Genomic DNA, 22,481 nt, shown 5'->3' on the forward strand with positions numbered 1-22,481 from the left:
ATAATTAAAATATCTGAAATAAAATAGTGTTTATTTTGCAAAATTTTTTGAGAGTTTATCGCTGAAAATAATTCCAATAAATGAAAGTATAATAATAATTGAACACGAAATTAAATCAGAAGTTAGTCCATTTTGAAAAGAATCTTTTACACTAAAATACTTAATTGTTGTATTGATAAAAATAGGTAATTCAAAAGTCAATAAAATAATTGAAACGACTATTATCGAAATCTGCGCATATTTTTGAATAGGAATTGTAAAATTTTCAATTCTTGTATCTTCAAAATATTTTTCGATTCTAAGTAATCTAATCATAATTTCTGTTTTATAAATGAAAGTATAATAAATCAAAAACAGTACAATGAATAAAACTACAAGAGTGATGTAAGGAAATAACACGATATTTTGATTTTTTATTTCTTCAGGAAATATTATATCAAAGTTCATTAACAGATTGATTTGCTCGGGAAAAAATGTTATAAAAGTTTCTATAATAAAGAAAAAACCAATCAATTTTATTATGATTGCAAATAGATTTTTAATCGTCATTTTGTTTCGTGTTAATTATTATAAATGTAATAAAAATACATTCTAATCTCCATTTTAACAGAAAATTAAAAGATAAGAATTTTATTTTCAGTCAAAATCCATTATTTTAGTAGAAATATTAATATCATAAGTAAACTACATAAAAGAATAAGATGAAAAAGGGTATATTTTTGATGTCAGTTTTGGGTGTTCTTCTCTTTGTTCAGTCATGCGAAACGAAGAAAGAAAATGCTGACTCAACAACTAAAGAAGTTGTAAAACAAGATACAGTGCAAGCTGCTACAGAGCCTGTTGGAAATCCTACAGATGTTAAAGCTGACCCAGGAACTTTCCAAATTAAACCTTTGAAATATGGTTACGATGAATTGAACGAATACATTGATGCAAAAACAATGGAAGTTCATTTCTCTAAACATTATTTAGGATACATCAATAAATTGAATACGGCGCTAAAAGAAGCAAATATCAAATCGAATGATATTGTGGACATTTTGAAAAAAATGGATATGAATAATGCTGCTTTACGCAACAATGCTGGAGGATATTACAATCACATGCTATATTTCGATATTATGTCTCCAACGCCGCAGAAAACGCCTACAGGAGATCTTAAAGCGAAGATTGATGCAACATTTGGCTCTACAGAAGAATTGATTAAACAGTTGGACGAAGCAGGTTCTAAACGTTTTGGTTCTGGTTGGGCTTGGTTGGTTGTGAAAGCAGATGGAAGTTTGGCAGTTACAAGTACAGCAAATCAAGATAATCCATTGATGCCAGGAGCAGAGGTTGCAGGAACGCCAATTTTAGGAATTGATGTTTGGGAACATGCTTATTATTTAAAATATCAAAACAAACGCGATGATTATTTGAAAGCGTTTAACAATGTTTTGGATTGGAAACAAGTTGAAGATAATTACAAGAAAGCGAAATAGACTTTCGAGTAACGACATAAAAAAGCTTCTCAAATTTTTGAGAAGCTTTTTTGTTTTATATGAATAATTTTAATTCTTAATCAATGATTGTGTTTCTGTTGTTCCATCTTCATTAAAAACGCGAACAATGTATTTTCCTTTTTTCAAACTTTGTACATTAAAGTTAGCTTTTTGGCTTCCATCTAATTTTTTATTCATCACTTCATTTCCGATAATCGAGTATATCGACACCGAACTTGCTTTCGATGGATTATCAAATTTTATTGTAAACGTAGAACTCGCAGGATTTGGATAAATGCTAACAGAGCCTTTGTCCTGATCAAATCTAGACTGAGCTGATGCAGATGTTATGGTGAATAAAAATATAGTTATAAATAGTAAAAAGTGTTTCATATGCTTGTAATCCTAACAAATATAAAAATAAATAATTATAAAACAAACATTTCAAAATATATACCAAACAAAAAAGTGATGCTAAAATTTAGCATCACTTTAAGATATATAATAAAAATTATAAACTTATTATAAGCTTATTATAAGCTGTAACGGATAAATCCAGTTACTTTCAAGTCAGCGTTAACAGCTTTAACGATATCTTGAACAGAAGTTTTTCCGTCTTTGATTGACGCTTGGTGAACTAATGTATTCTCTTTGAAGAATTTTTGTAATTTACCTTGAGCGATGTTTTCAATCATGTTTTCTGGTTTACCTTCTGCAACTAAAGTTTCTCTAGCGATAGATAATTCAGTGTCAATTACAGATTGAGCAACAGAAGTTTCATCTAATGCTACTGGGTTCATAGCAGCAACTTGCATAGCAACGTCACGAGCTACTTCAGAAGCACCTTCTACGTTAGCAGATAAAGAAACTACAGCACCAATTTTGTTACCAGCGTGGATGTAAGAATTAACGATAGCACCTTCGATAGCTTGGAAAGTACCAATTTCGATTTTTTCTCCAATAACACCTGTTTGCTCAGTTAATTTTTCACCAACTGTAATTCCTGCGAATGGTAAAGCTAATAATTCTTCTTTAGAGTTAACTGTTAAAGCTAAATCAGCGATTTCGTTAGCCATAGCAACGAAAGCTTCATTTTTAGCAACGAAGTCAGTCTCACAGTTCAAAGCGATAACGATACCTTTAGTTTGGTCAGCGTTAACTTTAGCAATAACTGCACCTTCTGTAGAATCACGGTCAGCTCTTTTAGCAGCTACTTTTTGTCCTTGTTTACGTAAAACTTCTACAGCTTTATCGAAATCTCCACCAGCTTCTTCTAAAGCTTTTTTAGAGTCCATCATTCCCGCACCAGTTGCGTTTCTTAATTTACTTACCTCAGCGGCTGTTGCTTTGTAGCTCATAGTAATATTTTTATTTTGTTTCTTAATATTTTAAATAAAAGTAGCTCGTACACCACAAAGTGGTGTAGGAGCTACAAGGTATATTATATCGATGAATTGATCATCAAGTTAATGTTAAGCTTCTTTTGTTTCAGCTCCTTCTTCTTTACCTTCTTTTGCTTTTTCTTTTTCTGCTTTACGTGTAGATAAACCAGCTTTGATAGAATCAGCTACTGTAGATAAGATGATATCGATAGATTTAGAAGCATCATCATTTGCAGGGATTGGGAAATCTACTTGACGAGGGTCAGTATTTGTATCAACCATTGCAAAGATTGGAATACCCAATTTTTGAGCTTCTGCTATAGCGATGTGCTCACGTACGATATCTACAACAAATACTGCAGATGGTAAACGTGTCATATCAGCTATAGAACCTAAGTTTTTCTCTAAAGATGCTCTTTGACGATCAACTTGTAATCTTTCTTTTTTAGATAGTGTTTCAAACGTACCGTCTTTTTTCATACGATCGATTGAATTCATTTTTTTAACTGCTTTACGGATAGTAACAAAGTTAGTTAACATCCCACCAGGCCAACGTTCTGTAATATAAGGCATGTTGATTTCTTCAGCATGCTTAGCTACAACATCTTTCGCTTGTTTTTTAGTTGCAACAAAAAGAACTTTACGTCCAGATGCAGCAATTTTTCCTAAAGCTTCAGATGCTTCATCTAATTTCACTGCAGTTTTGTGAAGGTCGATGATGTGGATCCCGTTTTTCTCCATAAAAATATAAGGAGCCATAGCCGGATTCCATTTTCTTGTTAAGTGACCAAAGTGCACACCAGCACCTAATAAGTCCTTTACATTTACTTTTGCCATTTTCTTTTTTTTAGTTTACGTTCCGTTATCTCAACAAGCAACAAACAAGTGGTCGAAAAATTCTAGCCTTATTTGTTTAGATGCTAAACCAACGGAAAATGGATTTTTTAATGAATTGAATAAATTAACGTTTAGAGAATTGGAATTTCTTACGCGCTTTCTTTTGACCGAATTTTTTACGTTCAACCATACGTGGGTCACGTGTTAATAACCCTTCTGGTTTTAATTGTAAACGAAAATCTGCGTCAACTTCACATAAAGCTCTAGAAATTGCTAAACGAATTGCTTCAGCTTGACCAGTGATTCCACCACCAAATACTTTGATATCTACATTGTATTTCTCTTTTGTACCAGTGATTAAAAATGGTTGTTCTACTTTGTATTGTAATACTGCCGTAGGGAAGTAGATTGCTAACTCGCGCCCGTTAATGAAGATTTCTCCATTACCTTCTTGTAAGTATACACGAGCAACAGATGTTTTTCTACGTCCGATTTTATGAACTATTGCCATGGAATTAGATTATAAATATTCGTTAATATCGATTTGTTTTGGTTGTTGAGCTTCGTGATTGTGCTCAGTACCAACAAATACATGTAAATTAGTCAATAATTTACTACCTAATTTATTTTTAGGTAACATTCCTTTTACTGACTTTTCAATTAAGCGTACAGGATCTTTTGCAAAAACTTCTTTCGCAGTTAATGATCTTTGTCCACCTGGGTAACCTGTGTGACGGATGTATAATTTGTCATCCCATTTGTTACCTGTTAATTGAATTTTGTCAGCGTTTAAAACAATTACATAATCTCCACAATCTGCATGAGGAGTGAAGTTTGTTTTGTGCTTACCTCTGATAAGCTTCGCAACACCTGACGCTAAACGACCTAATGATAAGTCAGAAGCGTCCACAACTACCCATTCTTTCTGAGCAGTTTCTTTGTTGGCTGATGAAGTTTTGTAACTTAACGTGTCCACTATCTTGATTTTTAATATTTTATAAATTACCGACAATCCGATCGGGGTGCAAATGTACAAAATGATTCTGTTTTCCCAAAAGATTTTAGGAATTATTCGTCATTTTGATGGATTTGTACCATTTAGATGGTTGTCAAAACGTTTGCAAAATTACGTTAATTAATTGAATATCCAATATTTTTTTCGAATTAGACGTTCTATTTAATCGATTGATTGTATGAAAAAGAATTCGTTTTATTGTTTAATCAATTAAGTATGACGCTAAACAAAATTTAAAAACCGTGCAATTCAAAATTTAAATTGCACGGTTTTTTTTATTGTAAGATATCTTATTTTAACCTCTTGAGAAAGGTAAAATAGTTTGAGTTGTAGAACCTAAACCTTCAATTCCATATTCGATAACATCTCCTGGTTTTAGCCAAACTTGAGGTGTTTTTCCCATTCCTGATCCTGCAGGTGAACCTGTAGAAATAATATCTCCAGGTAAGAAAGACATAAATTGAGATAGGTAAGAAATTAATTTAGGAATGCGGTAAATAAAATCACTTGTATTACCATCTTGCATTAATTCTCCGTTTAATTTTAACCAAACACGTAAATTATTTACATCCTCGATTTCGTCTTTTGTTGCAATAAAAGGTCCAACAGGCGCAAATGTATCACATCCTTTTCCTTTGTCCCAAGTACCACCACGTTCTGTTTGGAAAGCACGCTCAGAAATATCATTAATTAAGGCATAGCCATATACGTGATTCATCGCCTCTTCTTCCGTTACATTATTTGCTTTTTCACCAATAATAATACAAAGTTCTGTTTCCCAGTCCATTTTTGTAGAACCATTTGGTTGCATAATTCCGTCTTCTGGTCCGTTATACGATTGATTCGCTTTGATAAACATAATCGGTTCTGCTTGTTGTTGTAAACCTGTTTCTTTTACGTGATCATCAAAGTTAAGACCTACACAAACAATTTTTCCTGGGCGAGTTAAAGGTGTACCAATACGTACATCATCTTCAACTAATGGCAAGCTGTTAATGTTAAGCTCGATATATTTTTGTAAAGTTTCTTGTTTTTCTGTATTTCCAAAAAAATCATCATCATAAATAATTCCTGATGCTGAAACATCGAATTTTTTCTCATCGATGATTACACCTGATTTCTCCTGACCTTTTGGTCCGAATCTAAAAATTTTCATCTTCTTTATATTTTTTCCGCCACAAATATACGACGTATTGTTTTTTGATTAAATAAATAAAAAAAGACATCTGTCATTAACAGATGTCTTATAAAGATAAAAAATAATTATATTTATTTAAAATTATTTAGCAATTCCTCTCGAAATTACAATTTTTTGAATTTCTGATGTTCCTTCGTAAATCTGAGTAATTTTTGCATCGCGCATCATACGTTCTACATGATACTCGCGAACATAACCATTTCCTCCATGAATTTGAACGGCTTCTGAAGCAACTTCGTTCGCTGTTTTAGAAGCAAATAGTTTTGCCATTGCACCAGAAATAGAAATATCTTTTCCTTCGTCTTTCTCAACCGCAGCTTTAAAACATAACATACGAGCAGCTGTAATATTAGTTGCCATATCTGCTAATTTGAATGCAACAGCTTGGTGATTGATGATTTCTGTTTTGAATGCTTTACGAATTTTTGCATAATCTAACGCTAATTCATAAGCACCTTGTGCAATTCCTAAAGCTTGAGAAGCGATACCAATACGTCCTCCGTTTAAGACATTCATTGCGAAAGCAAATCCAAATCCGTCTTCACCAATACGGTTTTCTTTTGGCACTTTAACATCATTAAAGAATAATGAATGTGTGTCAGAACCACGGATTCCCATTTTTTGTTCTTTTGGTCCAATTTCGAAGCCTGCCCATCCTTTTTCTACGATGAAAGCATTGATTCCTTTGTGACCTTTTTCTGGATCAGTTTGAGCGATTACTAAATAAGTAGAGGCTGTTCCACCATTCGTAATCCAGTTTTTTGTACCATTTAATAAATAGTGATCTCCCATATCTACTGCAGTAGTTTTTTGAGAAGTCGCATCAGAACCAGCATCTGGCTCAGATAAACAAAATGCTCCAATCACTTGACCAGAAGCTAATGGTACTAAATATTTTTGTTTTTGATCTTCGTTACAATATTTTTCCATACCAGCACAAACCAAAGAGTTGTTAACTGACATGACAACAGCAGCAGAAGCATCAACTTTAGCGATTTCTTCCATTGCAATGACATAAGAAACGCTATCTAAACCAGATCCTCCGTATTTTGGGTCAACCATCATACCTAAGAATCCAAGTTCTCCCATTTTTTTTACTGCATCAGTTGGGAAAGTAGATGTTTCGTCGCGTTCGATAACTCCTGGTAATAATTCGGCTTTAGCGAAATCACGAGCAGCTTCTTGAATCATTAATTGTTCTTCCGATAATTGAAAATTCATGTGATTATATTATTTATGGTTTTTATTATTTTATGATTATGACTTTAAATTTTTATTCAAATTTTAGAGAAAAAACAAATGCTCTGGTTGATAATGAATTCAAACTTCCTGTCCAATAAGGATCTGTAGAAGGTTTATCAGGAACAATTTCATTATTAAAGAAGAACATACCTTTTAGGGCTGGTGTAAGTTTAAATCGTTTGAAATAAATTTCAACACCAATTTCTGCTTGCCAGTTAAAGTTATTCGTTGTTGTTCTGAAAACTCCAGTAGCGTTATCGTCTTCTTTATTTTCGTTCGATTGTAAATTCATTAGATAACCCAAACCTCCTTGAATATATGGACGTGTATTGAACCAACGATCTCCGTGAAAGTTAAGTAACAATGGGATTTCGATATAAGTAGATTTTACTTCGCGTTTTACATTAGAATCTTCTAAATCTCCTTCGTAAGTACCAGTTGATGTTCCAGCTAAAGGGGCGTTACGAAAATGTAAAATACGTTGTGCAAAATGCAATCCTGGTTCAGACTTTAAGTCGATGTAATCATTCACACGCATTTTAGCGATTAATCCAACAGAGAAACCAGCTTTACTTTCTTGATCTAAATAAACTAAACCGTGTTCATTTACTCCATCATCTTCTGGAATTTGAGGAGCTCCAGGGACAGGGTTAGTTTGTGCTTTAGGAACAATCTTGTAACTCATCATATTAGTTCCCAAGAAATATCCAAAACTAAATTTTTTCTGATCAGTTTCAGTTCTGTTTTCGCTTCTGTCATTATTAGGGCGAAACTGCGCATTTGCAATGCTAGCAACAGTTAACGATAATGCGATGATTAGATTTTTTCTCATAGACTTTCAACGAATAACAAGCAAATTTATTTTATACTTTTATAAATGCTTGCAATACCAAAAGTAAGTTTTTTATCAATAGGTTGTGTAAATTTTACACTTTTCAGAATGTTTTTCATTTCTTCTCCATGTGGAAAAGCACGAACTGAATCTGGTAAATAGGTATAAGCACTTTGATCTTTCGAAACCATTTTACCAATTGCAGGTAAAATATTTTTAGAATAAAATGTGTACAACTGTTTCATTGGAAAAGCTGTAGGATAAGAAAATTCTAAAATAACGAAAGTTCCTCCAGGTCTTAAAACACGATTAATTTCTGCTAAACCTTTCTCTAAGTTTTCAAAATTACGAACACCAAAAGAAACGGTCACACAGTCAAAAGTGTTATCAGGAAAAGGTAAATTTTCCGAATCACCTTGCACCATTTCGATACGATTTTCTAATCCAGCTTCTTTTACTTTTTTGCGACCAACTTCCAACATTCCGTTAGATAAGTCTAATCCAGTAATTTTTGCATCGGTATTTTTACCCATCATAATCGCCAAATCTCCTGTTCCAGTCGCGATATCTAAAATCGTTTTTGGTTGAGAAGCTTTTACCATTTTGATAACATCTTTTCGCCATTGAATGTCGATTCCCATTGATAAAACACGGTTTAATAAATCGTATTTTGGCGAAATATTATCGAACATTTGCTCGACTTGTTTCTTTTTATTTAGATCTGATGCTTCGTAAGGAGTTACTGCATCGTGTTGATGATTTGCCATTTTGTAAAGTTATAAAATCTAAATCTTATTCGTAATTCTCGAAATAAAATTGTTTAAAATCTTCTTTGTTAAATATTTTCGATAAATCAGTTGCTTTCTCGCTTCCACTACTTTTTATGAACATTTTAGGATAATCTTGATCGATGTTATAGTAAAAGTTTTCGATGTATAATTGAGAAGATTTTTCGATAATTCCGTGATAAATCTTGTTATCTATTGCAATATTGTTTGATAAAAAGATAGAATCTTTGTTTTTTCTAACACCATAAGGTCGTGTAAATGTATAATATTCTTGATGCGTTGGATTTATAAAACCATTTGCTCTCGTAATATCTACAACTGTATCTACATTTTTGTTATTAAAACTATAAACGATATGCGCTTTTCCTTTTTTCAAGTCTACTCTTGCATTTTGTTGCGGTGCAATTGTAAAATCTTTATCGTTAATTTTGATTGTCAAGGTTTTGTTTGATGGATTATCAATCACATACCCATCTTTTTTGCTTAGAAAAGTGTTATAAATAACAACGATTAAAGCAGCTAATCCACAGACGATTAAAAGACCAATTAATGAAGGATTTTTTTTCATGCTGCTAAATTAAATATACTTTATTAATTTCGGTATGAGTTATTACATATTTTTCATGACTATTTTAATGAAATGTGTAACTTTGTCGCTATTATTTTTTTATTAAAATTGAACAATATTAATATGATAAACTCTGTAATTACAGGTTCTGGACACTATTTACCGAATAGAATTGTTACGAACGAAGATTTTGTTAACCACGAATTTTATGACGAAAGTGGAAATCGTTTGGATAAAACTGGTGAAGAAATTACGCGTAAATTTGAGGAAATTACAGAAATCAGAGAAAGAAGATATGTAGAAGATGATTTATTAAATTCTGATATCGCAACTTTTGCTGCTAAAAAAGCAATTGAAGAATCTGGTGTTAATCCAGAAGAATTAGATTATATAATCGTTGGGCACAACTTTGGAGATATTGATCCTGTTGGTCATCAAATTGATATCATGCCGTCAATTTCGGCAAAAGTAAAACACAATTTAGGAATCAAAAACCTAAAATGTAAGCCTTATGATATGACATTTGGTTGTCCAGGTTGGATAGAATCATTGATTTTAGGACATCAATTTATTCAAGCAAATATTGCAAAGAAAGTTTTGGTAATCGGTTCTGATACGTTATCTCGTGCTGTAGATCCGCATGATCGTTCTGCGATGATTTTTGCAGATGGAGCAGGAGCAGTTGTTTTGGAAGCGAAAGAAGCTGATTATAAATATGGAATCATCAATCACGAAACGTTAAGTTATACAGGTGATGAATTGGCTTACTTGACAAATGGACGTTCTGCAAATCCAGATTATAAAGGTTCAATCAAAACAATTAATATGAAAGGTCGTAAAGTTTACGAATTCGTATTAAAAAATGTTCCGCCAGCAATTAAAGAATTGTTAGATGAAACAAATTTATCAATTACCGATATTGATAAAATTTTATTGCACCAAGCAAATGCAAAAATGGATCATGCAATGATAGAGCGTTTATACAAATTATATGGTGTAGCTGTACCAGAAAAAATTGATCCAATGACAGTTCAATTCTTAGGAAATACATCTGTAGCAACGGTTCCTACAATGTTTGATTTAATCAAAAAAGGAGAATTAGCTCCTCATCAATTTCACGCAAATGATAAAATTATTTTAGCTTCTGTTGGAGCTACAATGAATGTTAATGCAGTGATTTATCAATTCGAAAAATAAAAACAAAAAACACATATACTATTGTGAATACATTCGGAAGACTATTTAAAATTTCAACTTTTGGCGAAAGTCATGGTGTAGCGATTGGAGGTGTAATTGATGGCGTTCCAAGTGGAATCGAATTAGATTTTGATTGGATACAAGCGCAATTAGATCGTCGTAAACCAGGACAATCTGCAATTGTGACACAACGAAAAGAACCAGATACAGTACAATTTCTTTCAGGTATTTTTGAAGGAAAAACAACAGGTGCTTCTATCGGGTTTATTATTCCGAATGATAATCAAAAATCTCACGATTACGATCATATAAAAGACGTTTTTCGTCCTTCTCATGCCGATTTTACATACGAAACCAAATATGGTGTTCGCGATCATAGAGGTGGAGGAAGAACTTCTGCGCGAGAAACGGCTAATTGGGTTGTTGGTGGTGCTGTTGCAAAACATGTGATTCCAAATATCAATATTACAGCTTATGTAAGCGGAGTAGGTGAGTTGAAGTTGGATAATGATTATTCTACATTAGATTTTTCTAAAATTGAAGAAACGGCAGTTCGTTGTCCAGATCTAGAAATGGCAGAAAAAATGATTAATCGTATCAAAGAAATTCGCAAAGAAGGTGATACAATTGGAGGTGAAGTAACTTGTGTTATTCAAAATGTGCCAGTTGGTTTAGGTGAACCAATTTTTGATAAATTGCATGCACGTTTAGGACAGGCGATGATGTCGATAAATGCCGTAAAAGGTTTTGAATACGGCGAAGGTTTTGCTTCTACATCGATGAAAGGTTCAGAAATGAATGATCAATTCAACCAAGATGGAACAACAAGAACCAATTATTCTGGAGGAATACAAGGTGGAGTTTCAAATGGAATGGATATTTATTTTAAAGTTGCTTTCAAGCCAGTTGCGACATTAATGCAAGAACAAACAACGTTGAATGCAGATGGCAAAATGGTAGAAATGCATGGAAAAGGTCGTCACGATCCTTGTGTTGTTCCAAGAGCCGTTCCTATTGTAGAAAGTTTAGCTGCGATGGTTTTGGCTGATATGTTGCTGATACAACGAACAAGAAATATATAAACAAAAAACTCCAACCTTTAAAGTTGGAGTTTTTTGTTATTGTCATTCTGAATGCAGTGTTAACGAAATGAAGAATCTGAGATTTTTCGACAAGCTCGAAAAGACAAGTATTTTTTGTTCTTAATAATTCTTAACCAAAATCCTTCATTTCTTTTCGATAAGTTTCTCCAATTGGTAAAATTTTCTGATTGAGATAAACAGAATTTCCATCAATAGAAGTTAAAAAATCAAGATTGATGATATACGAACGATGAATTCTTTTGAAATGATTTGGTAATTTTTCTTCGAAAGACTTCATGGTTTCTAAGACTAATATTTTTTCAGTTTTGGTATGAATTCGAATATAATCTTTCAAACCTTCAATGTAAATTAAATCTGAAAAATTAATTTTTACTTGCTTTCCATTTGCTTTTACAAACAAATAAGTCGACTGATTTTTAGTTGATGTCGTTTGAAAAAAATCAACATATTTTTTTATAGAGGCATCAAAACGTTCTTTCGTAATAGGTTTCAATAAATAATCAACCACATGAAAATTAAAACTTTCTAAAGCATAATCTTGATAAGCTGTTGTGACAATGAATTTCTGAGAATGATCAAGGGTTTTCATCAACTGAATTCCAGTCAATTCGGGCATTTGAATATCTGTGAAAATAAGATCAACTTTATTATTTTTGAGAAAATCAATTGCTTCAAAAACTTCAGTTGTTGCAAGTGAAACAATTAAATTTTCATTTTCAGAAGCATGTTTTTTCAATAATTCAACAGCTAAAGGTTCATCGTCTAAAATAATACACTTAATTTTCGTCATTTAATGGAATTTTTAAGTAAATATGAAAGGTTTCATAATCGTTTTTAATTTCGAAAGTATAATTATTTCCGAAATAATAATTCAATCTTTTTTTCAAATTCGTTAATCCAATTCCTGAAGTTTCATCTTTTTGATGTTGATTAATTTTATTTGAAACGGAAATCTCAAGGTATTCAGAATTAGTTTTTAAATTGATTTTAATTGGATGATTAATGTCTTTTACAACACCATGTTTTATTGCATTTTCGATTAAAGGCGAAATAATATATGGATGAATTAATTTTTTAGAATTCTCAATCAAAAATTCTTTTTCGACATAAAATTTTTCTCCATAACGAATCTGCTCCAAATCTAAATATTGATTGATGTAATCAATTTCTCGTTCAATTTCAATTTTATCTTTATTGGTTTCGTAGGTTGTAAAACGCATAATTGCACTCAAATTTTCGATTGCTTTTAACGAATGAGGAGAATTTACACTCACCAAACTATAAATATTATTGAGTGTATTAAACAAAAAATGAGGATTAATTTGAGATTTGAGAAAATTAATTTCAGCTTCTTTTTTCTCTTTTTCAATGATGTTATTTTGTTTTAGTGTATGGATTGAATGGAATGTCATCCATAAAAAAAGTGACGAAAAAACGATAAAAGAACCATAATGTAAATTGTCGTAAATGTAAAAACTAATCGTTGTTCCTTCAAAATAATTGACTTTATGGAACAAAAAATCTGTAATAATTTGCTCAATAAAATAACGAACAATAATGAATGTTGTAAAGGAACATACTATAGAGAATAATATTGATTTCCAATTTATTTTTTTAAGAAAATAGGGGGCAATAAAAAAATAGATAATAAAAATTGTAATTAACTGAACAATATACATTGTTGATGCAAATAATGTAATTGATTTAAAAAATGAATTTCCGTTAGTTAGATTAACTAATCCAATTGTTATGTAATCAAACAGAATGTAAATAACCCAAAAACCTAAAAGTATAAATACGCTTTTTTGATTTGAGAAGCTTAAATTTTTTTTATCATCTTCCATTGTTTTTGTTTTTTGTAAAATTAGATTCTTTTCTACATAAAAGTGAAGTGATTCGTCGATTATTCAAATGGGTTAGTCGATAAATAAAAGTCAATTTTTTCAGAATCATAGAAATTTGAATCATAATTAAAAATTAACTCAAATGAAAAACTTATTTATTGCAATTGCTACATTTATTGGTACTATGAATTTATCTGCTCAAACAAAATATCAATTTCAAACAAAATTTGATGATGCTATTCCAGTTCTTAATATGGGAACTTTTCACATGGGATATACTCCAGATGCAAGTACGACTGAATTTGATGAGAATAACCAAGATAATGTTCGTCAAATACATGAAATAGCAAAGCAGATTGCGGCTTTTAAACCTACAATTATTTTAGTTGAACAAAATCCTTCTCGCAATAAAGTGTTGAATAAACTTTTTCAAGATTATTTACTTAATCCTAAAATGAAGTTTGAAAATCCAAACGAAGTTGAGTTATTGGCTTATGAAGTTGGGAGACTAAGCGGATCGAAGAAAATTTACGGAATTAATTATCAAGAAGATTATCTTTATATGCTTGGTGATTTGTTGAAAGAGCAAGATGATTCGATTACATTCAAAAGATACATTGAAATGTTCCGAAATAATGAATCGAAAAATGGAGTAACAAAAAAAGATGTAAAATTAAAAGAGTTATTGCAGTACTATAATCAACCAGAATTTTTAGATTTTTCTGTTGCAGTTAATGCGGATATGTTAACGACGGTTTCATACAAAAAATATCCAGTAGGAGCAGAGCAAGCGGCGAAATATTATCATAGAAATTTAGCCATGTTCTCAAATATGAATAATGTGCCAATAACAAAAGACGATCGTATTTTTGTATTAATGGGAGCTACACATACGGCTTTCTTTAAAGATTTCTTACGACGTTCACCAAAGTTTAAAGAAGTAAATACGTTAGATTATCTAAAATAAAAGCATAAAAAAAACCTCGCAAATTGCGAGGTTTTTTTTATATAGTTGAATAATAATTATTCTTCTGTAGATGGAGTTTCTTCTGTCGCAACTTCTTCAGATACTTCCTCTTTTTTCGCTTTCTTGTCGTTAGCGTAAATTGGGTTATCATAGTTGAAGAAAGAACCTTCTTCTTTAGTAGCATTAGCTGCTTTTTGAGCATCTAATTTAGCTAATTCTGCTCTAGTTTTAGTAGCTTCTTCAGCAGCTTTGATAGATGCAGCATCTGGTACAATTTCAAATCCGAAATCTACTTCAACATCTCTGTGGAAACGAACTTTAGCTTCGTATTTTCCTAAACGTTTGATAGTATTTCCAGGGATTCTAATGTTTTTCTTCTCGATTTCAACACCAGCTTTTACTAAAGCTTCTGCTAAATCTGCATTGTTGATAGATCCAAATAATTTGTCTCCAGAACCAACTTTAGCGTCGATTTTAACAACTAAACCATCTAATTTAGCTGCTTTTTCTTTTGCTGCAGCGATTAATGTAGCTTCTTCTGCTTTACGAGCTTCTAAAACTTCGTTTAATGCTTTTACGTTATTTGGAGTTGCAACTGATGCTAATCCACGAGGGATTAAGAAGTTACGTGCGTATCCAGGTTTTACTGAAACAACTTCAAATTCAAAACCTAAACCTTCTACATCTTGTCTTAAAATTACGTTCATGATATTTTAATATTTAGGTTATTATTTTAATTGATCACCAATAAATGGCATTAATGCTAAGTGACGAGCTCTTTTGATCGCTTTAGAAACTTTTCTTTGGTATTTTAAAGATGTTCCTGTGTAACGACGAGGTAAAATTTTACCTTGCTCATTCACGAATTGAATTAAGAAATCAGCGTCTTTATAGTCAACGTATTTGATTCCAAATTTTTTGAAACGACAATATTTTGAGTTTGATTGTGTTTCGATATCTAAAGGAGATAAATAACGGATTTCTGATTCGCTACCTCCAGCTGCTTTTTTTGCTAAATCGTCAATTGCCATAGCTTTGCTTATTTGTTAGAGTTAGACTTTAATTTTGTTCTACGTTTTTCTGCCCAGTCCATACCGTGTTTGTCTAATTTCACAGTTAAGAAACGGATTACACGCTCATCACGTTTGTAAGCAACTTCTAATTGAGAAACTAACTCGTTATTGTCTGATTTAAATTCTACTAAGTGGTAGAATCCATTTCTTTTGTTTTGAATTGGGTAAGCTAATTTTTTTAAGCCCCAGTTCTCTTTTGCTACGATTTCACCACCGTTAGCAGTAACAAAGTCATTGAATTTATTAACTGCTTCCTCTACCTGAGAATCAGATAGAACGGGAGTCAAAATGAAAACAGTTTCGTAATGTGTCATTTTTAACTTCTTTTAAGTTATTATTTATACTAAAATTCGAGGTGCAAATATATAAATAATAATCCAAATATTACAAATGAATATTTATTGAATTTTTATTAAAACCTTATTTATTGAATATTATCGTTTTATCATATTGATCTTCAAAAAATATTGACTTTTTTTAAAAAAAATTTGCAGTTTAAAAAAAGTAGCTTACATTTGTCAACATAAAAGGCTAATGGCTTTTTCATAGGTTTAGGTTGGTTAAGGTTAAAACCCTCGTTTCTGCGAGGGTTTTCCTTTTTTTTCTAAAAACATCTTCTTAAATTTGGTCATAATAATTAATGTAAAATTTTATGACAACAAAATACAATCCTATTCCAAGCGAGTTATTCGTAAAGAACAGAGCGAAATTTGTAAAAGCAATGAAACCTCGTTCTCTTGCTATTTTCAATTCTAACGATATTTATCCAATTTCTTCAGATTCTACGTTACCGTTTGAACAACATCGTGATATTTTTTATTTATCTGGAGTTGATCAAGAAGAATCTATCTTATTAATTTTTCCTGACGCTTACGATCCTAAATATAAGGAAGCATTATTTGTTCGTGAAACAAACGATCATATTGCAGTTTGGGAAGGAGAAAAATTATCAAAAGCTCAAGCAACAGAAGTTTCTGGAATCAAAACTGTACTTTGGTTACAAGATTTACCAAATGTTTTGCGCAAATTGATGGTAGAAGCAGATAATGTTTATGTAAATAAAAATGAGCATTATCGCGTAACAGAAGCACCTCAAGTAGAAACGCGCGAAGATCGTTTTGTAAAACAATTGAAAGTAGATTATCCTGGACATACTTATTTACGTTCAAATCCTATTTTGCAACGTTTACGTTCTGTAAAAGAACCAGAAGAAATTCAATTGATTCAACAAGCGTGTGATATCACAGAAAAAGGTTTTCGTCGTATTTTAAATTTCGTAAAACCTGGAGTTTGGGAATTCGAAATCGAAGCTGAGTTTGTTCACGAATTTCTTCGTAATCGTTCAAAAGGTTTTGCATACACGCCAATTATTGCGTCTGGAAATAATGCAAATGTGTTGCATTATATTCAAAATAATCAAGAATGTAAAGACGGTGATTTGATTTTGTTTGATGTTGCAGCTGAATATGCAAATTATTCATCAGATATGTCACGTACAATTCCAGTTAATGGAAAATATACAAAACGCCAACGCGAAGTTTATGATGCAGTTTTACGTTGTAAAAAAGAAGCGGAAACGATGTTAGTTCCTGGGAATAATTGGTACAAATACCACGAAGAATTAGGAAAAGTTTATACTTCTGAATTGTTAGGTTTAGGTTTGTTGGATAAAGCAGATGTACAAAACGAAGATCCAGCTTGGCCAGCTTACAAAAAATACATGATGCATGGAACGTCTCATCATATGGGATTAGATACACATGATTATGGTTTATTGACTGATGATTTTGTGGCTGGAATGGTTTTCACAAACGAGCCAGGATTCTATATTCCAGCAGAAGGTTTTGGAATTCGTTTGGAAGATGATTATGTAATTCAGAAAGAAGGAAAACCTTTCAACTTGATGCAAAATATTCCGTTAGAAGCAGAAGAAATCGAAGATTTAATGAATAAGTAATTTATTAAATTTTAAATCATAAAAAATCCACTTCAAACGAAGTGGATTTTTTATGATTAATTGTTTGGATAAAACTTCTTAAAATCTACATAATACACACTATCCCAATTTATTTTAGAAAAATCATCCGAAGTATTATTGAATTTTGCATTAGCAACTAAACGTTCTCGAGTAGAAAGTGGACGAAAATTGTATCTATAATTTTTATTGATTAGATATTTTCTAAGTTGATTAAGCGACTTACTTTTTATTGAATCTTTATTAATTGCCAGAATTAAAGCAAAAGGATAAAATCCCTCATTAGAATTTTTAGTTTCTAACTTTTGAATAAAATGTTCAATAGTATCAGATTTAATATTAATCAGATCTTTCTTTTTAACTTTATATAATTCGGTAATTTTCTTGTCTTCAAAATCATTTATTGCACCAGTTCCACACATTTTATCGTAAGGAAATTCATTAAAATAGTAATAGGTTAAAGTGTCATTATAAAATATAAATTGATGTTCTGCAAAAGAAGGTGATACTATGCGGATTAAAGAGTCTGTATTATTTCTGTTCTTTAATTTTTTATTGTACTTATTATATGAAAACGATGAATCTGGATTTATACCCATCGCTAATATTATTTGATTGATAGAATCTTGGTGTAATTTTTCATGTTTTTCTCTTGTTAATTCGCGTTTACAAGATATCAACCCAATTAATAAAAAAAAGTAAAAAATTATTTTCATAGCTATTTAATTTTTTAAAGTTAATAAATTAAATAGCTATTGTTGTAAAAAAATGTTCTGAGAATCATTTCAGAACATTTTTTATATGGATTATCGTAAGATTTTAATCATTTTCTGGCGCATCATGTGATGGAATGTCATCTAAATCTAACATTTCTTTTGCAAGAGCAATCATACGTGGCGTTCCGGTATGTTTATTTTTTTCGTCCGAAAGTTTTACAACACCTGTCCATTTTATATCTATCGAAGAAATTTCGGTCAATTTCATCACGATATTCATAGGTTTTAAATCAGTGTCGTTTGTTAAGTTGGTTCCAATTCCAAATGATAATCCAATTCTTCCTTTGAAAGCTTTTGTAATCATTTCCACTTTTTCTGAATTTAATCCATCCGAGAAAATAATCGTTTTGAATAAAGGGTTGATACCCATTTTTTCGTAATGTGCAATTGTTTTTTCTCCAAACTCAATCGGATCTCCAGAATCATGACGAACGCCATCAAATAATTTAGATAATTTTTTATCAAATTGTCCAAAGAAAACATCCGATGTATAAGTGTCAGTCAAAGCAATTCCTAAATCACCATAATAAACTTTTACCCAACGATCTAAACTGATTGAATTCGCAATTTTGAATCCGTAACGTGCACCATGAAACATAAACCATTCGTGAGCGTGTGTTCCAATTGGTTTTACACCATATTTATGCGCAAAGTGAACATTCGAAGTTCCAACAAAGCTTTTTCCTTTATGGTTTGTTAATTCTTTCATTACCACATCATGAACTTCGTAACTGTGACGACGACGGGTACCAAATTCCGCAACTGTAACGCCAAGACGATTGTATAAATCAACTTTATCGCTTGTACGTTTTGTGATTTCTTCGTTTGTGATGCGTTTTGCATTAGTTAATTTGTAAAAAACTTCACTAATTAAGCAAAGAATTGGAACCTCCCACAGAATTGTGCGATACCAATATCCTTCTACATGCACTTCTACATCAGTACCATTTTGAGTGATTTTTACTTCATTTGGATCATAACGATAACCTTGCAAAAAATCTAAATAAGCTGGACTCAAATAAGGACAGTTCGTTGTGAAAAAGTTTTTTTCGTCTTTGGTTAAAGCAAGTGAAGCCATTGTATTGATTTCTTTTTGTAATTCATCTGCAAAACCTTCAGGAAATTGATGTTCACCACGGTTGATGAATTTATAGCGAGCCATTACATCTGGATATAATTTTGTAACGCCAAATTGCATGGTGAATTTATAGAAATCGTTATCGATAATAGATTTTATAATACTCATTTTTTAGGTTTAATTCTAATATATTCTGAAATTTAAAGATAAAAAAAAACCATCAATACAGATGGTTTTTGTATGATTATCTTGTTTTGAAGATAATTATTTTGTTGTTCTTTTTTCGATTTTAGGTAATTCGAAATTGAAAACTATTGTAAGGTCTCTGAATGATGAGTAATCAGATAGTCCTGATCCAGAAACGTAGTATTTATTTCGTGCATAAGCTAAACGAGAAGGTAAAATGATTACACCTTGAAAGTTGTATAAATCATTTGTAGAACGGTTTGTAGATTTAAAGTGTTTAAGCCCTTCTGCGAAATTTTTCAATTCGACATGTTCTCTTTTTACTCCATTTTTAGCTTCAGTTTCAGTAGGAATGTAGTAATAATAAGTTGGATCTTCTACAGCAGAAGTCCCTCCTAAATTTATTGAGTTCCATCCAGTTAGATAAATTTGACTAACTAAGCCATATTTTCTTTTGTAATCTGTGCTATTTGTAGCTAGGAAAGAGCTTGATTCAATATTTAAATAAATAGAAGTACTATCATTAGAAACAATAGATTCTCCTGTTCCTTTATGATTTGGATTTTCGGCATACCAAATTCCTAAGTTATCTTGTTTTGCTAAAGATTTTAATGTTGGATAAGCATCATCATCGTTTCCTTTTATGGTATCAAACTTTGTAAGTTTTCCATTTTTAGGATTGAAATAATAATCTTCCATATATTGTTGAATCGCTTCATCATCTAAAGCATTACGTTCTTCAACTGGAATTTTAGTTTCTTTATTTACACCATTATCATCATCATTATTACATCCTACTAAAACAGCAGAACATGCAATTAAAGTAACGAAGAATTTCTTTATCATGTTATTTCGATTTATATTGCGAATTTAGAAAAAATATTAGTTTAACCTAACAAATATTCAGTTTTAAATGAGATTAGATAAATTTCTTTGGAGTGTTAGATATTATAAAACGAGATCTTTAGCGGCTGATGCGGTAAAAAAGAATCGTGTAAAAGTGAATGGAGATGTAGCAAAAGCGTCGCGAGATATAATTCCAGGTGATGCGATTGAGGTGAGAAAAGATCAAATTAATTTATCTTTTAAAGTATTGCAAGTGCCAAATAATAGAATTGGAGCTAAATTGTTAACCTTGCATATTGTGGATACAACGCCAAAAGAAGAATATGAAGTTTTAGAGCTTCGAAAGCTTTCGCAAGATTATTATCGTGAAAGAGGTGAAGGTCGACCAACGAAAAAAGATCGCCGAGATTTGGATGAATATTTAGAAGAGGGTGGAGAAGATGCAGAAGGTATCATTATAAAAGGAGAAGATTTGGATTAATTCCAAATCTTCTCCTTTTTAAGATGTTTCATAATTTCGTCCAAAATCTCTAATGTACTTTGGTTCGAAATACTGATTGTATATTTTGCCTTTTCATAATATTGATTGCGTTCAAATAAATGTTTCGCAATAAACTCCATCATTTCTTCATTAGAAAGATGAGCAATTAAAGGTCGAGTTTCTTTTTTATTTTCTAATCGTTTCACCAATTGTGGTAATTGTACACGCATAAAAAATGAAATTGAATTGTTGGCAATTTCATTCATATTATCGAAATAAACAGGAGTTCCACCGCCTAAAGAAAGCACAATGTTTGTTGAAGTCAGAACTTCTTTTAAGGCTTCTCGTTCTTTTTTACGAAAACCTAATTCGCCTTCTTTTTCAAAAATCTCACTAATTTTTGTTTGATATTTTTGTTCGATAAAATCATCAAGATCAATAAATTCGAAACCCAATGCTTTGGCTAAATCTTTTCCGGTAGTCGATTTTCCGCTACCCATATATCCTACTAAAGAAATAATCATGATTAGTCTACTGGTAAGTCTTCTGAATAAAAAATAGTTAATCTCGCATATCCATCAAACGTATCAATTTGATATGAATACGTATTCTCCAAACGTCTTGCATCATAACGTTCCACATTATAAGTTACTTGATAATCTTCGTTAGTAACGATTGAATTTGAATGATGATATTTAGATTTTGGCGCATCTTTTTTGATTTCTGCTCTATATTGATTCAAGAATTTAATAGGAAAAGAATATGTTAATTTATAAACAATCTCTTGTGAAACCTGTATTGCTGTTATTTTATTCAAAAACATTGTTCCTTGATTATTGTTTTTAATCTTCAAAGAATCTAAACGATCTGAATTTTGAATGTATAAATTTTTTCCAAGTTTAGAAACCTTGAAACAACGATCATTCAATTTTTGATGAATAATCTGTGGTTGATCTTTTATTAATTCCTTTAATTCTTTCAATGCAAAATTAGACAAATGTGCATCTTTTGTTTCCTGATTACAATTGTTTGCATATTCAGAATCGGGTACGTCTGCCTCTGGGTTGTCAGATTTTTTACACGACACTATCGAAAACAAAGCAATAATAATATATAGTATATTCTTCTTCATTCTAAAATTTCAATCTTTAAATAGCGTTCCGAAAATAATTTCGGTTCACATAGATTTAGATTTGCTGGATGACAAATATAGTATATAAATCATTTATCAAATATATAAAATGATGTTTCTATGGCTTATTTTTTCAGTTTTCTTATCCGAAATTCTATCTTTCAAAAAAAAACTAAAAATTTATCTAAATTTAAGTTCTTAAAACCGAAATGATTAATTAATAAATTGTAAAAAACTTCACAAAACGTTTGTTAAATTAGTATTAAACGCCCTATATTTGCACTCGATTTAAGAAACCGACCTGGTAGCTCAGTTGGTAGAGCACAACACTTTTAATGTTGGGGTCCTGGGTTCGAGCCCCAGCCAGGTCACTTAGTCAAAACGTTCTTTTTTATATAAAAAAATAAAAACGTCTTTCGTTTTGTAAACTCAGATATAATCGTATATTTGCAGTCCGAAAAAACGGAGACCTGGTAGCTC

Annotated in this window: 26 protein-coding genes, 1 tRNA gene and 1 pseudogene; 7 read left to right on the forward strand and 21 right to left on the reverse strand. The window is 31.3% G+C overall.

Features of this window, described 5'->3' with window-relative positions:
* Positions 1-30: 30 nt before the first annotated feature.
* Positions 31-315 (reverse strand): hypothetical protein, encoded by a 285-nt coding sequence (locus B3M86_RS07490; protein ID WP_291076609.1) that lies wholly within the window; start codon positions 313-315, stop codon positions 31-33.
* Positions 316-701: 386 nt separating this feature from the next.
* Between B3M86_RS07490 and B3M86_RS07495 the strand changes: the two genes are divergently transcribed.
* A complete protein-coding gene (locus B3M86_RS07495; RefSeq protein WP_291076608.1) occupies positions 702-1,481 on the forward strand; it encodes a superoxide dismutase in 780 nt (259 codons plus the stop codon).
* Between the two features lie 69 nt (positions 1,482-1,550).
* Here B3M86_RS07495 and B3M86_RS07500 read toward each other — a convergent pair whose 3' ends face one another.
* The 10 genes from B3M86_RS07500 to B3M86_RS07545 form a co-directional block, all read right to left on the reverse strand.
* Complete coding sequence (locus tag B3M86_RS07500) at positions 1,551-1,874, reverse strand: T9SS type A sorting domain-containing protein (RefSeq protein WP_291076606.1); 324 nt, start codon at positions 1,872-1,874, stop codon at positions 1,551-1,553.
* A gap of 140 nt (positions 1,875-2,014) precedes the next feature.
* Positions 2,015-2,839, reverse strand: a complete 825-nt coding sequence (gene tsf / locus B3M86_RS07505) for a translation elongation factor Ts (protein WP_219033598.1) — start codon at positions 2,837-2,839, stop codon at positions 2,015-2,017.
* A gap of 114 nt (positions 2,840-2,953) precedes the next feature.
* Complete coding sequence (gene rpsB, locus B3M86_RS07510; protein WP_115001416.1) at positions 2,954-3,700, reverse strand: 30S ribosomal protein S2; 747 nt, start codon at positions 3,698-3,700, stop codon at positions 2,954-2,956.
* Between the two features lie 124 nt (positions 3,701-3,824).
* Positions 3,825-4,211 (reverse strand): 30S ribosomal protein S9, encoded by a 387-nt coding sequence (gene rpsI, locus B3M86_RS07515; protein ID WP_038334481.1) that lies wholly within the window; start codon positions 4,209-4,211, stop codon positions 3,825-3,827.
* 9 nt (positions 4,212-4,220) lie between these two features.
* The gene (gene rplM, locus B3M86_RS07520; RefSeq protein WP_038334665.1) at positions 4,221-4,676 is read right to left on the reverse strand and encodes a 50S ribosomal protein L13; all 456 of its coding nucleotides are present in this window, start codon (positions 4,674-4,676) and stop codon (positions 4,221-4,223) included.
* A gap of 334 nt (positions 4,677-5,010) precedes the next feature.
* Positions 5,011-5,871 carry a fumarylacetoacetate hydrolase family protein gene (locus tag B3M86_RS07525; RefSeq protein WP_291076604.1) on the reverse strand — a complete coding sequence of 287 codons (861 nt, stop codon included), beginning with the start codon at positions 5,869-5,871 and terminating at the stop codon, positions 5,011-5,013.
* Between the two features lie 123 nt (positions 5,872-5,994).
* Positions 5,995-7,134, reverse strand: a complete 1,140-nt coding sequence (locus tag B3M86_RS07530) for an acyl-CoA dehydrogenase family protein (protein ID WP_115001412.1) — start codon at positions 7,132-7,134, stop codon at positions 5,995-5,997.
* Between the two features lie 52 nt (positions 7,135-7,186).
* Positions 7,187-7,987, reverse strand: a complete 801-nt coding sequence (locus tag B3M86_RS07535; protein ID WP_038334485.1) for a porin family protein — start codon at positions 7,985-7,987, stop codon at positions 7,187-7,189.
* Positions 7,988-8,013: 26 nt separating this feature from the next.
* Positions 8,014-8,754, reverse strand: coding sequence for a bifunctional demethylmenaquinone methyltransferase/2-methoxy-6-polyprenyl-1,4-benzoquinol methylase UbiE (ubiE, locus tag B3M86_RS07540; protein ID WP_038334486.1), 741 nt, complete (start codon positions 8,752-8,754; stop codon positions 8,014-8,016).
* Between the two features lie 25 nt (positions 8,755-8,779).
* Complete coding sequence (locus tag B3M86_RS07545; RefSeq protein ID WP_038334487.1) at positions 8,780-9,343, reverse strand: hypothetical protein; 564 nt, start codon at positions 9,341-9,343, stop codon at positions 8,780-8,782.
* 123 nt (positions 9,344-9,466) lie between these two features.
* Here B3M86_RS07545 and B3M86_RS07550 point away from each other — a divergent pair, with 123 nt between their 5' ends.
* Both B3M86_RS07550 and aroC read left to right on the forward strand, forming a co-directional pair.
* On the forward strand, positions 9,467-10,540 hold the full coding sequence (locus B3M86_RS07550) for a 3-oxoacyl-ACP synthase III family protein (RefSeq protein ID WP_038334667.1): 1,074 nt from the start codon (positions 9,467-9,469) through the stop codon (positions 10,538-10,540).
* A gap of 23 nt (positions 10,541-10,563) precedes the next feature.
* Positions 10,564-11,622 (forward strand): chorismate synthase, encoded by a 1,059-nt coding sequence (gene aroC / locus B3M86_RS07555; protein WP_115001405.1) that lies wholly within the window; start codon positions 10,564-10,566, stop codon positions 11,620-11,622.
* A 130-nt stretch (positions 11,623-11,752) separates the two neighbouring features.
* On the opposite strand, the gene B3M86_RS07560 is transcribed toward aroC, so the two are convergent.
* Both B3M86_RS07560 and B3M86_RS07565 read right to left on the reverse strand, forming a co-directional pair.
* Positions 11,753-12,433 carry a LytR/AlgR family response regulator transcription factor gene (locus tag B3M86_RS07560; protein ID WP_291076602.1) on the reverse strand — a complete coding sequence of 227 codons (681 nt, stop codon included), beginning with the start codon at positions 12,431-12,433 and terminating at the stop codon, positions 11,753-11,755.
* Positions 12,420-13,160, reverse strand: a complete 741-nt coding sequence (locus B3M86_RS07565) for a sensor histidine kinase (RefSeq protein ID WP_185144074.1) — start codon at positions 13,158-13,160, stop codon at positions 12,420-12,422. The genes B3M86_RS07560 and B3M86_RS07565 overlap by 14 nt, the downstream gene beginning before the upstream one ends.
* A gap of 469 nt (positions 13,161-13,629) precedes the next feature.
* On the opposite strand from B3M86_RS07565, the gene B3M86_RS07570 reads away from it, so the two are divergent.
* Positions 13,630-14,454, forward strand: a complete 825-nt coding sequence (locus tag B3M86_RS07570; RefSeq protein WP_280038012.1) for a DUF5694 domain-containing protein — start codon at positions 13,630-13,632, stop codon at positions 14,452-14,454.
* Positions 14,455-14,663: 209 nt separating this feature from the next.
* On the opposite strand, the pseudogene rplI reads toward B3M86_RS07570, so the two are convergent.
* The 3 genes and pseudogenes from rplI to rpsF all read right to left on the reverse strand — a co-directional run.
* Positions 14,664-15,161 (reverse strand): annotated as a pseudogene (gene rplI / locus B3M86_RS07575) (50S ribosomal protein L9); the annotation flags it as partial.
* Between the two features lie 21 nt (positions 15,162-15,182).
* Positions 15,183-15,485: a 30S ribosomal protein S18 gene (gene rpsR, locus B3M86_RS07580; protein ID WP_019976570.1), complete on the reverse strand. Its 303-nt coding sequence runs from the start codon at positions 15,483-15,485 to the stop codon at positions 15,183-15,185.
* An 8-nt stretch (positions 15,486-15,493) separates the two neighbouring features.
* Entirely contained in the window at positions 15,494-15,841 is a 348-nt protein-coding gene (gene rpsF / locus B3M86_RS07585; RefSeq protein ID WP_038334492.1) for a 30S ribosomal protein S6, read from the reverse strand.
* A gap of 338 nt (positions 15,842-16,179) precedes the next feature.
* On the opposite strand from rpsF, the gene B3M86_RS07590 reads away from it, so the two are divergent.
* Complete coding sequence (locus B3M86_RS07590; protein ID WP_291076601.1) at positions 16,180-17,484, forward strand: aminopeptidase P family protein; 1,305 nt, start codon at positions 16,180-16,182, stop codon at positions 17,482-17,484.
* A 56-nt stretch (positions 17,485-17,540) separates the two neighbouring features.
* On the opposite strand, the gene B3M86_RS07595 is transcribed toward B3M86_RS07590, so the two are convergent.
* From B3M86_RS07595 to B3M86_RS07605, 3 genes are all read right to left on the reverse strand, one after another.
* Complete coding sequence (locus B3M86_RS07595) at positions 17,541-18,218, reverse strand: hypothetical protein (protein WP_125348780.1); 678 nt, start codon at positions 18,216-18,218, stop codon at positions 17,541-17,543.
* 103 nt (positions 18,219-18,321) lie between these two features.
* A complete protein-coding gene (gene pncB, locus B3M86_RS07600; protein ID WP_291058941.1) occupies positions 18,322-19,524 on the reverse strand; it encodes a nicotinate phosphoribosyltransferase in 1,203 nt (400 codons plus the stop codon).
* 96 nt (positions 19,525-19,620) lie between these two features.
* A complete protein-coding gene (locus tag B3M86_RS07605) occupies positions 19,621-20,388 on the reverse strand; it encodes a hypothetical protein (protein ID WP_291058943.1) in 768 nt (255 codons plus the stop codon).
* Between the two features lie 67 nt (positions 20,389-20,455).
* Here B3M86_RS07605 and B3M86_RS07610 point away from each other — a divergent pair, with 67 nt between their 5' ends.
* Positions 20,456-20,869 carry an RNA-binding S4 domain-containing protein gene (locus B3M86_RS07610; protein ID WP_291058945.1) on the forward strand — a complete coding sequence of 138 codons (414 nt, stop codon included), beginning with the start codon at positions 20,456-20,458 and terminating at the stop codon, positions 20,867-20,869.
* Here B3M86_RS07610 and B3M86_RS07615 read toward each other — a convergent pair.
* Positions 20,866-21,393 (reverse strand): shikimate kinase, encoded by a 528-nt coding sequence (locus B3M86_RS07615; RefSeq protein ID WP_038334501.1) that lies wholly within the window; start codon positions 21,391-21,393, stop codon positions 20,866-20,868. The two genes, B3M86_RS07610 and B3M86_RS07615, sit on opposite strands and share 4 nt — an antisense overlap.
* A gap of 2 nt (positions 21,394-21,395) precedes the next feature.
* Entirely contained in the window at positions 21,396-22,001 is a 606-nt protein-coding gene (locus B3M86_RS07620; RefSeq protein ID WP_115001390.1) for a hypothetical protein, read from the reverse strand.
* A 298-nt stretch (positions 22,002-22,299) separates the two neighbouring features.
* On the opposite strand from B3M86_RS07620, the gene B3M86_RS07625 reads away from it, so the two are divergent.
* A tRNA-Lys gene (locus B3M86_RS07625) sits at positions 22,300-22,372 on the forward strand.
* Positions 22,373-22,481 lie beyond the last annotated feature (109 nt).

Source organism: Empedobacter sp. UBA6305 (assembly GCF_002440405.1).
GTDB lineage: Bacteria > Bacteroidota > Bacteroidia > Flavobacteriales > Weeksellaceae > Empedobacter > Empedobacter falsenii_B.

Bases quoted from the DNA above. Each gene is read 5' to 3' on its own strand.
- B3M86_RS07490 (WP_291076609.1), bottom strand. From the start codon at position 315: ATGATTAGATTACTTAGAATCGAAAAATATTTTGAAGATACAAGAATT.
- B3M86_RS07495 (WP_291076608.1), top strand. From the start codon at position 702: ATGAAAAAGGGTATATTTTTGATGTCAGTTTTGGGTGTTCTTCTCTTT.
- B3M86_RS07500 (WP_291076606.1), bottom strand. From the start codon at position 1,874: ATGAAACACTTTTTACTATTTATAACTATATTTTTATTCACCATAACA.
- tsf (WP_219033598.1), bottom strand. From the start codon at position 2,839: ATGAGCTACAAAGCAACAGCCGCTGAGGTAAGTAAATTAAGAAACGCA.
- rpsB (WP_115001416.1), bottom strand. From the start codon at position 3,700: ATGGCAAAAGTAAATGTAAAGGACTTATTAGGTGCTGGTGTGCACTTT.
- rpsI (WP_038334481.1), bottom strand. From the start codon at position 4,211: ATGGCAATAGTTCATAAAATCGGACGTAGAAAAACATCTGTTGCTCGT.
- B3M86_RS07525 (WP_291076604.1), bottom strand. From the start codon at position 5,871: ATGAAAATTTTTAGATTCGGACCAAAAGGTCAGGAGAAATCAGGTGTA.
- B3M86_RS07530 (WP_115001412.1), bottom strand. From the start codon at position 7,134: ATGAATTTTCAATTATCGGAAGAACAATTAATGATTCAAGAAGCTGCT.
- B3M86_RS07535 (WP_038334485.1), bottom strand. From the start codon at position 7,987: ATGAGAAAAAATCTAATCATCGCATTATCGTTAACTGTTGCTAGCATT.
- ubiE (WP_038334486.1), bottom strand. From the start codon at position 8,754: ATGGCAAATCATCAACACGATGCAGTAACTCCTTACGAAGCATCAGAT.
- B3M86_RS07545 (WP_038334487.1), bottom strand. From the start codon at position 9,343: ATGAAAAAAAATCCTTCATTAATTGGTCTTTTAATCGTCTGTGGATTA.
- B3M86_RS07550 (WP_038334667.1), top strand. From the start codon at position 9,467: ATGATAAACTCTGTAATTACAGGTTCTGGACACTATTTACCGAATAGA.
- B3M86_RS07560 (WP_291076602.1), bottom strand. From the start codon at position 12,433: ATGACGAAAATTAAGTGTATTATTTTAGACGATGAACCTTTAGCTGTT.
- B3M86_RS07570 (WP_280038012.1), top strand. From the start codon at position 13,630: ATGAAAAACTTATTTATTGCAATTGCTACATTTATTGGTACTATGAAT.
- rpsR (WP_019976570.1), bottom strand. From the start codon at position 15,485: ATGGCAATTGACGATTTAGCAAAAAAAGCAGCTGGAGGTAGCGAATCA.
- rpsF (WP_038334492.1), bottom strand. From the start codon at position 15,841: ATGACACATTACGAAACTGTTTTCATTTTGACTCCCGTTCTATCTGAT.
- B3M86_RS07590 (WP_291076601.1), top strand. From the start codon at position 16,180: ATGACAACAAAATACAATCCTATTCCAAGCGAGTTATTCGTAAAGAAC.
- B3M86_RS07595 (WP_125348780.1), bottom strand. From the start codon at position 18,218: ATGAAAATAATTTTTTACTTTTTTTTATTAATTGGGTTGATATCTTGT.
- pncB (WP_291058941.1), bottom strand. From the start codon at position 19,524: ATGAGTATTATAAAATCTATTATCGATAACGATTTCTATAAATTCACC.
- B3M86_RS07605 (WP_291058943.1), bottom strand. From the start codon at position 20,388: ATGATAAAGAAATTCTTCGTTACTTTAATTGCATGTTCTGCTGTTTTA.
- B3M86_RS07610 (WP_291058945.1), top strand. From the start codon at position 20,456: ATGAGATTAGATAAATTTCTTTGGAGTGTTAGATATTATAAAACGAGA.
- B3M86_RS07615 (WP_038334501.1), bottom strand. From the start codon at position 21,393: ATGATTATTTCTTTAGTAGGATATATGGGTAGCGGAAAATCGACTACC.
- B3M86_RS07620 (WP_115001390.1), bottom strand. From the start codon at position 22,001: ATGAAGAAGAATATACTATATATTATTATTGCTTTGTTTTCGATAGTG.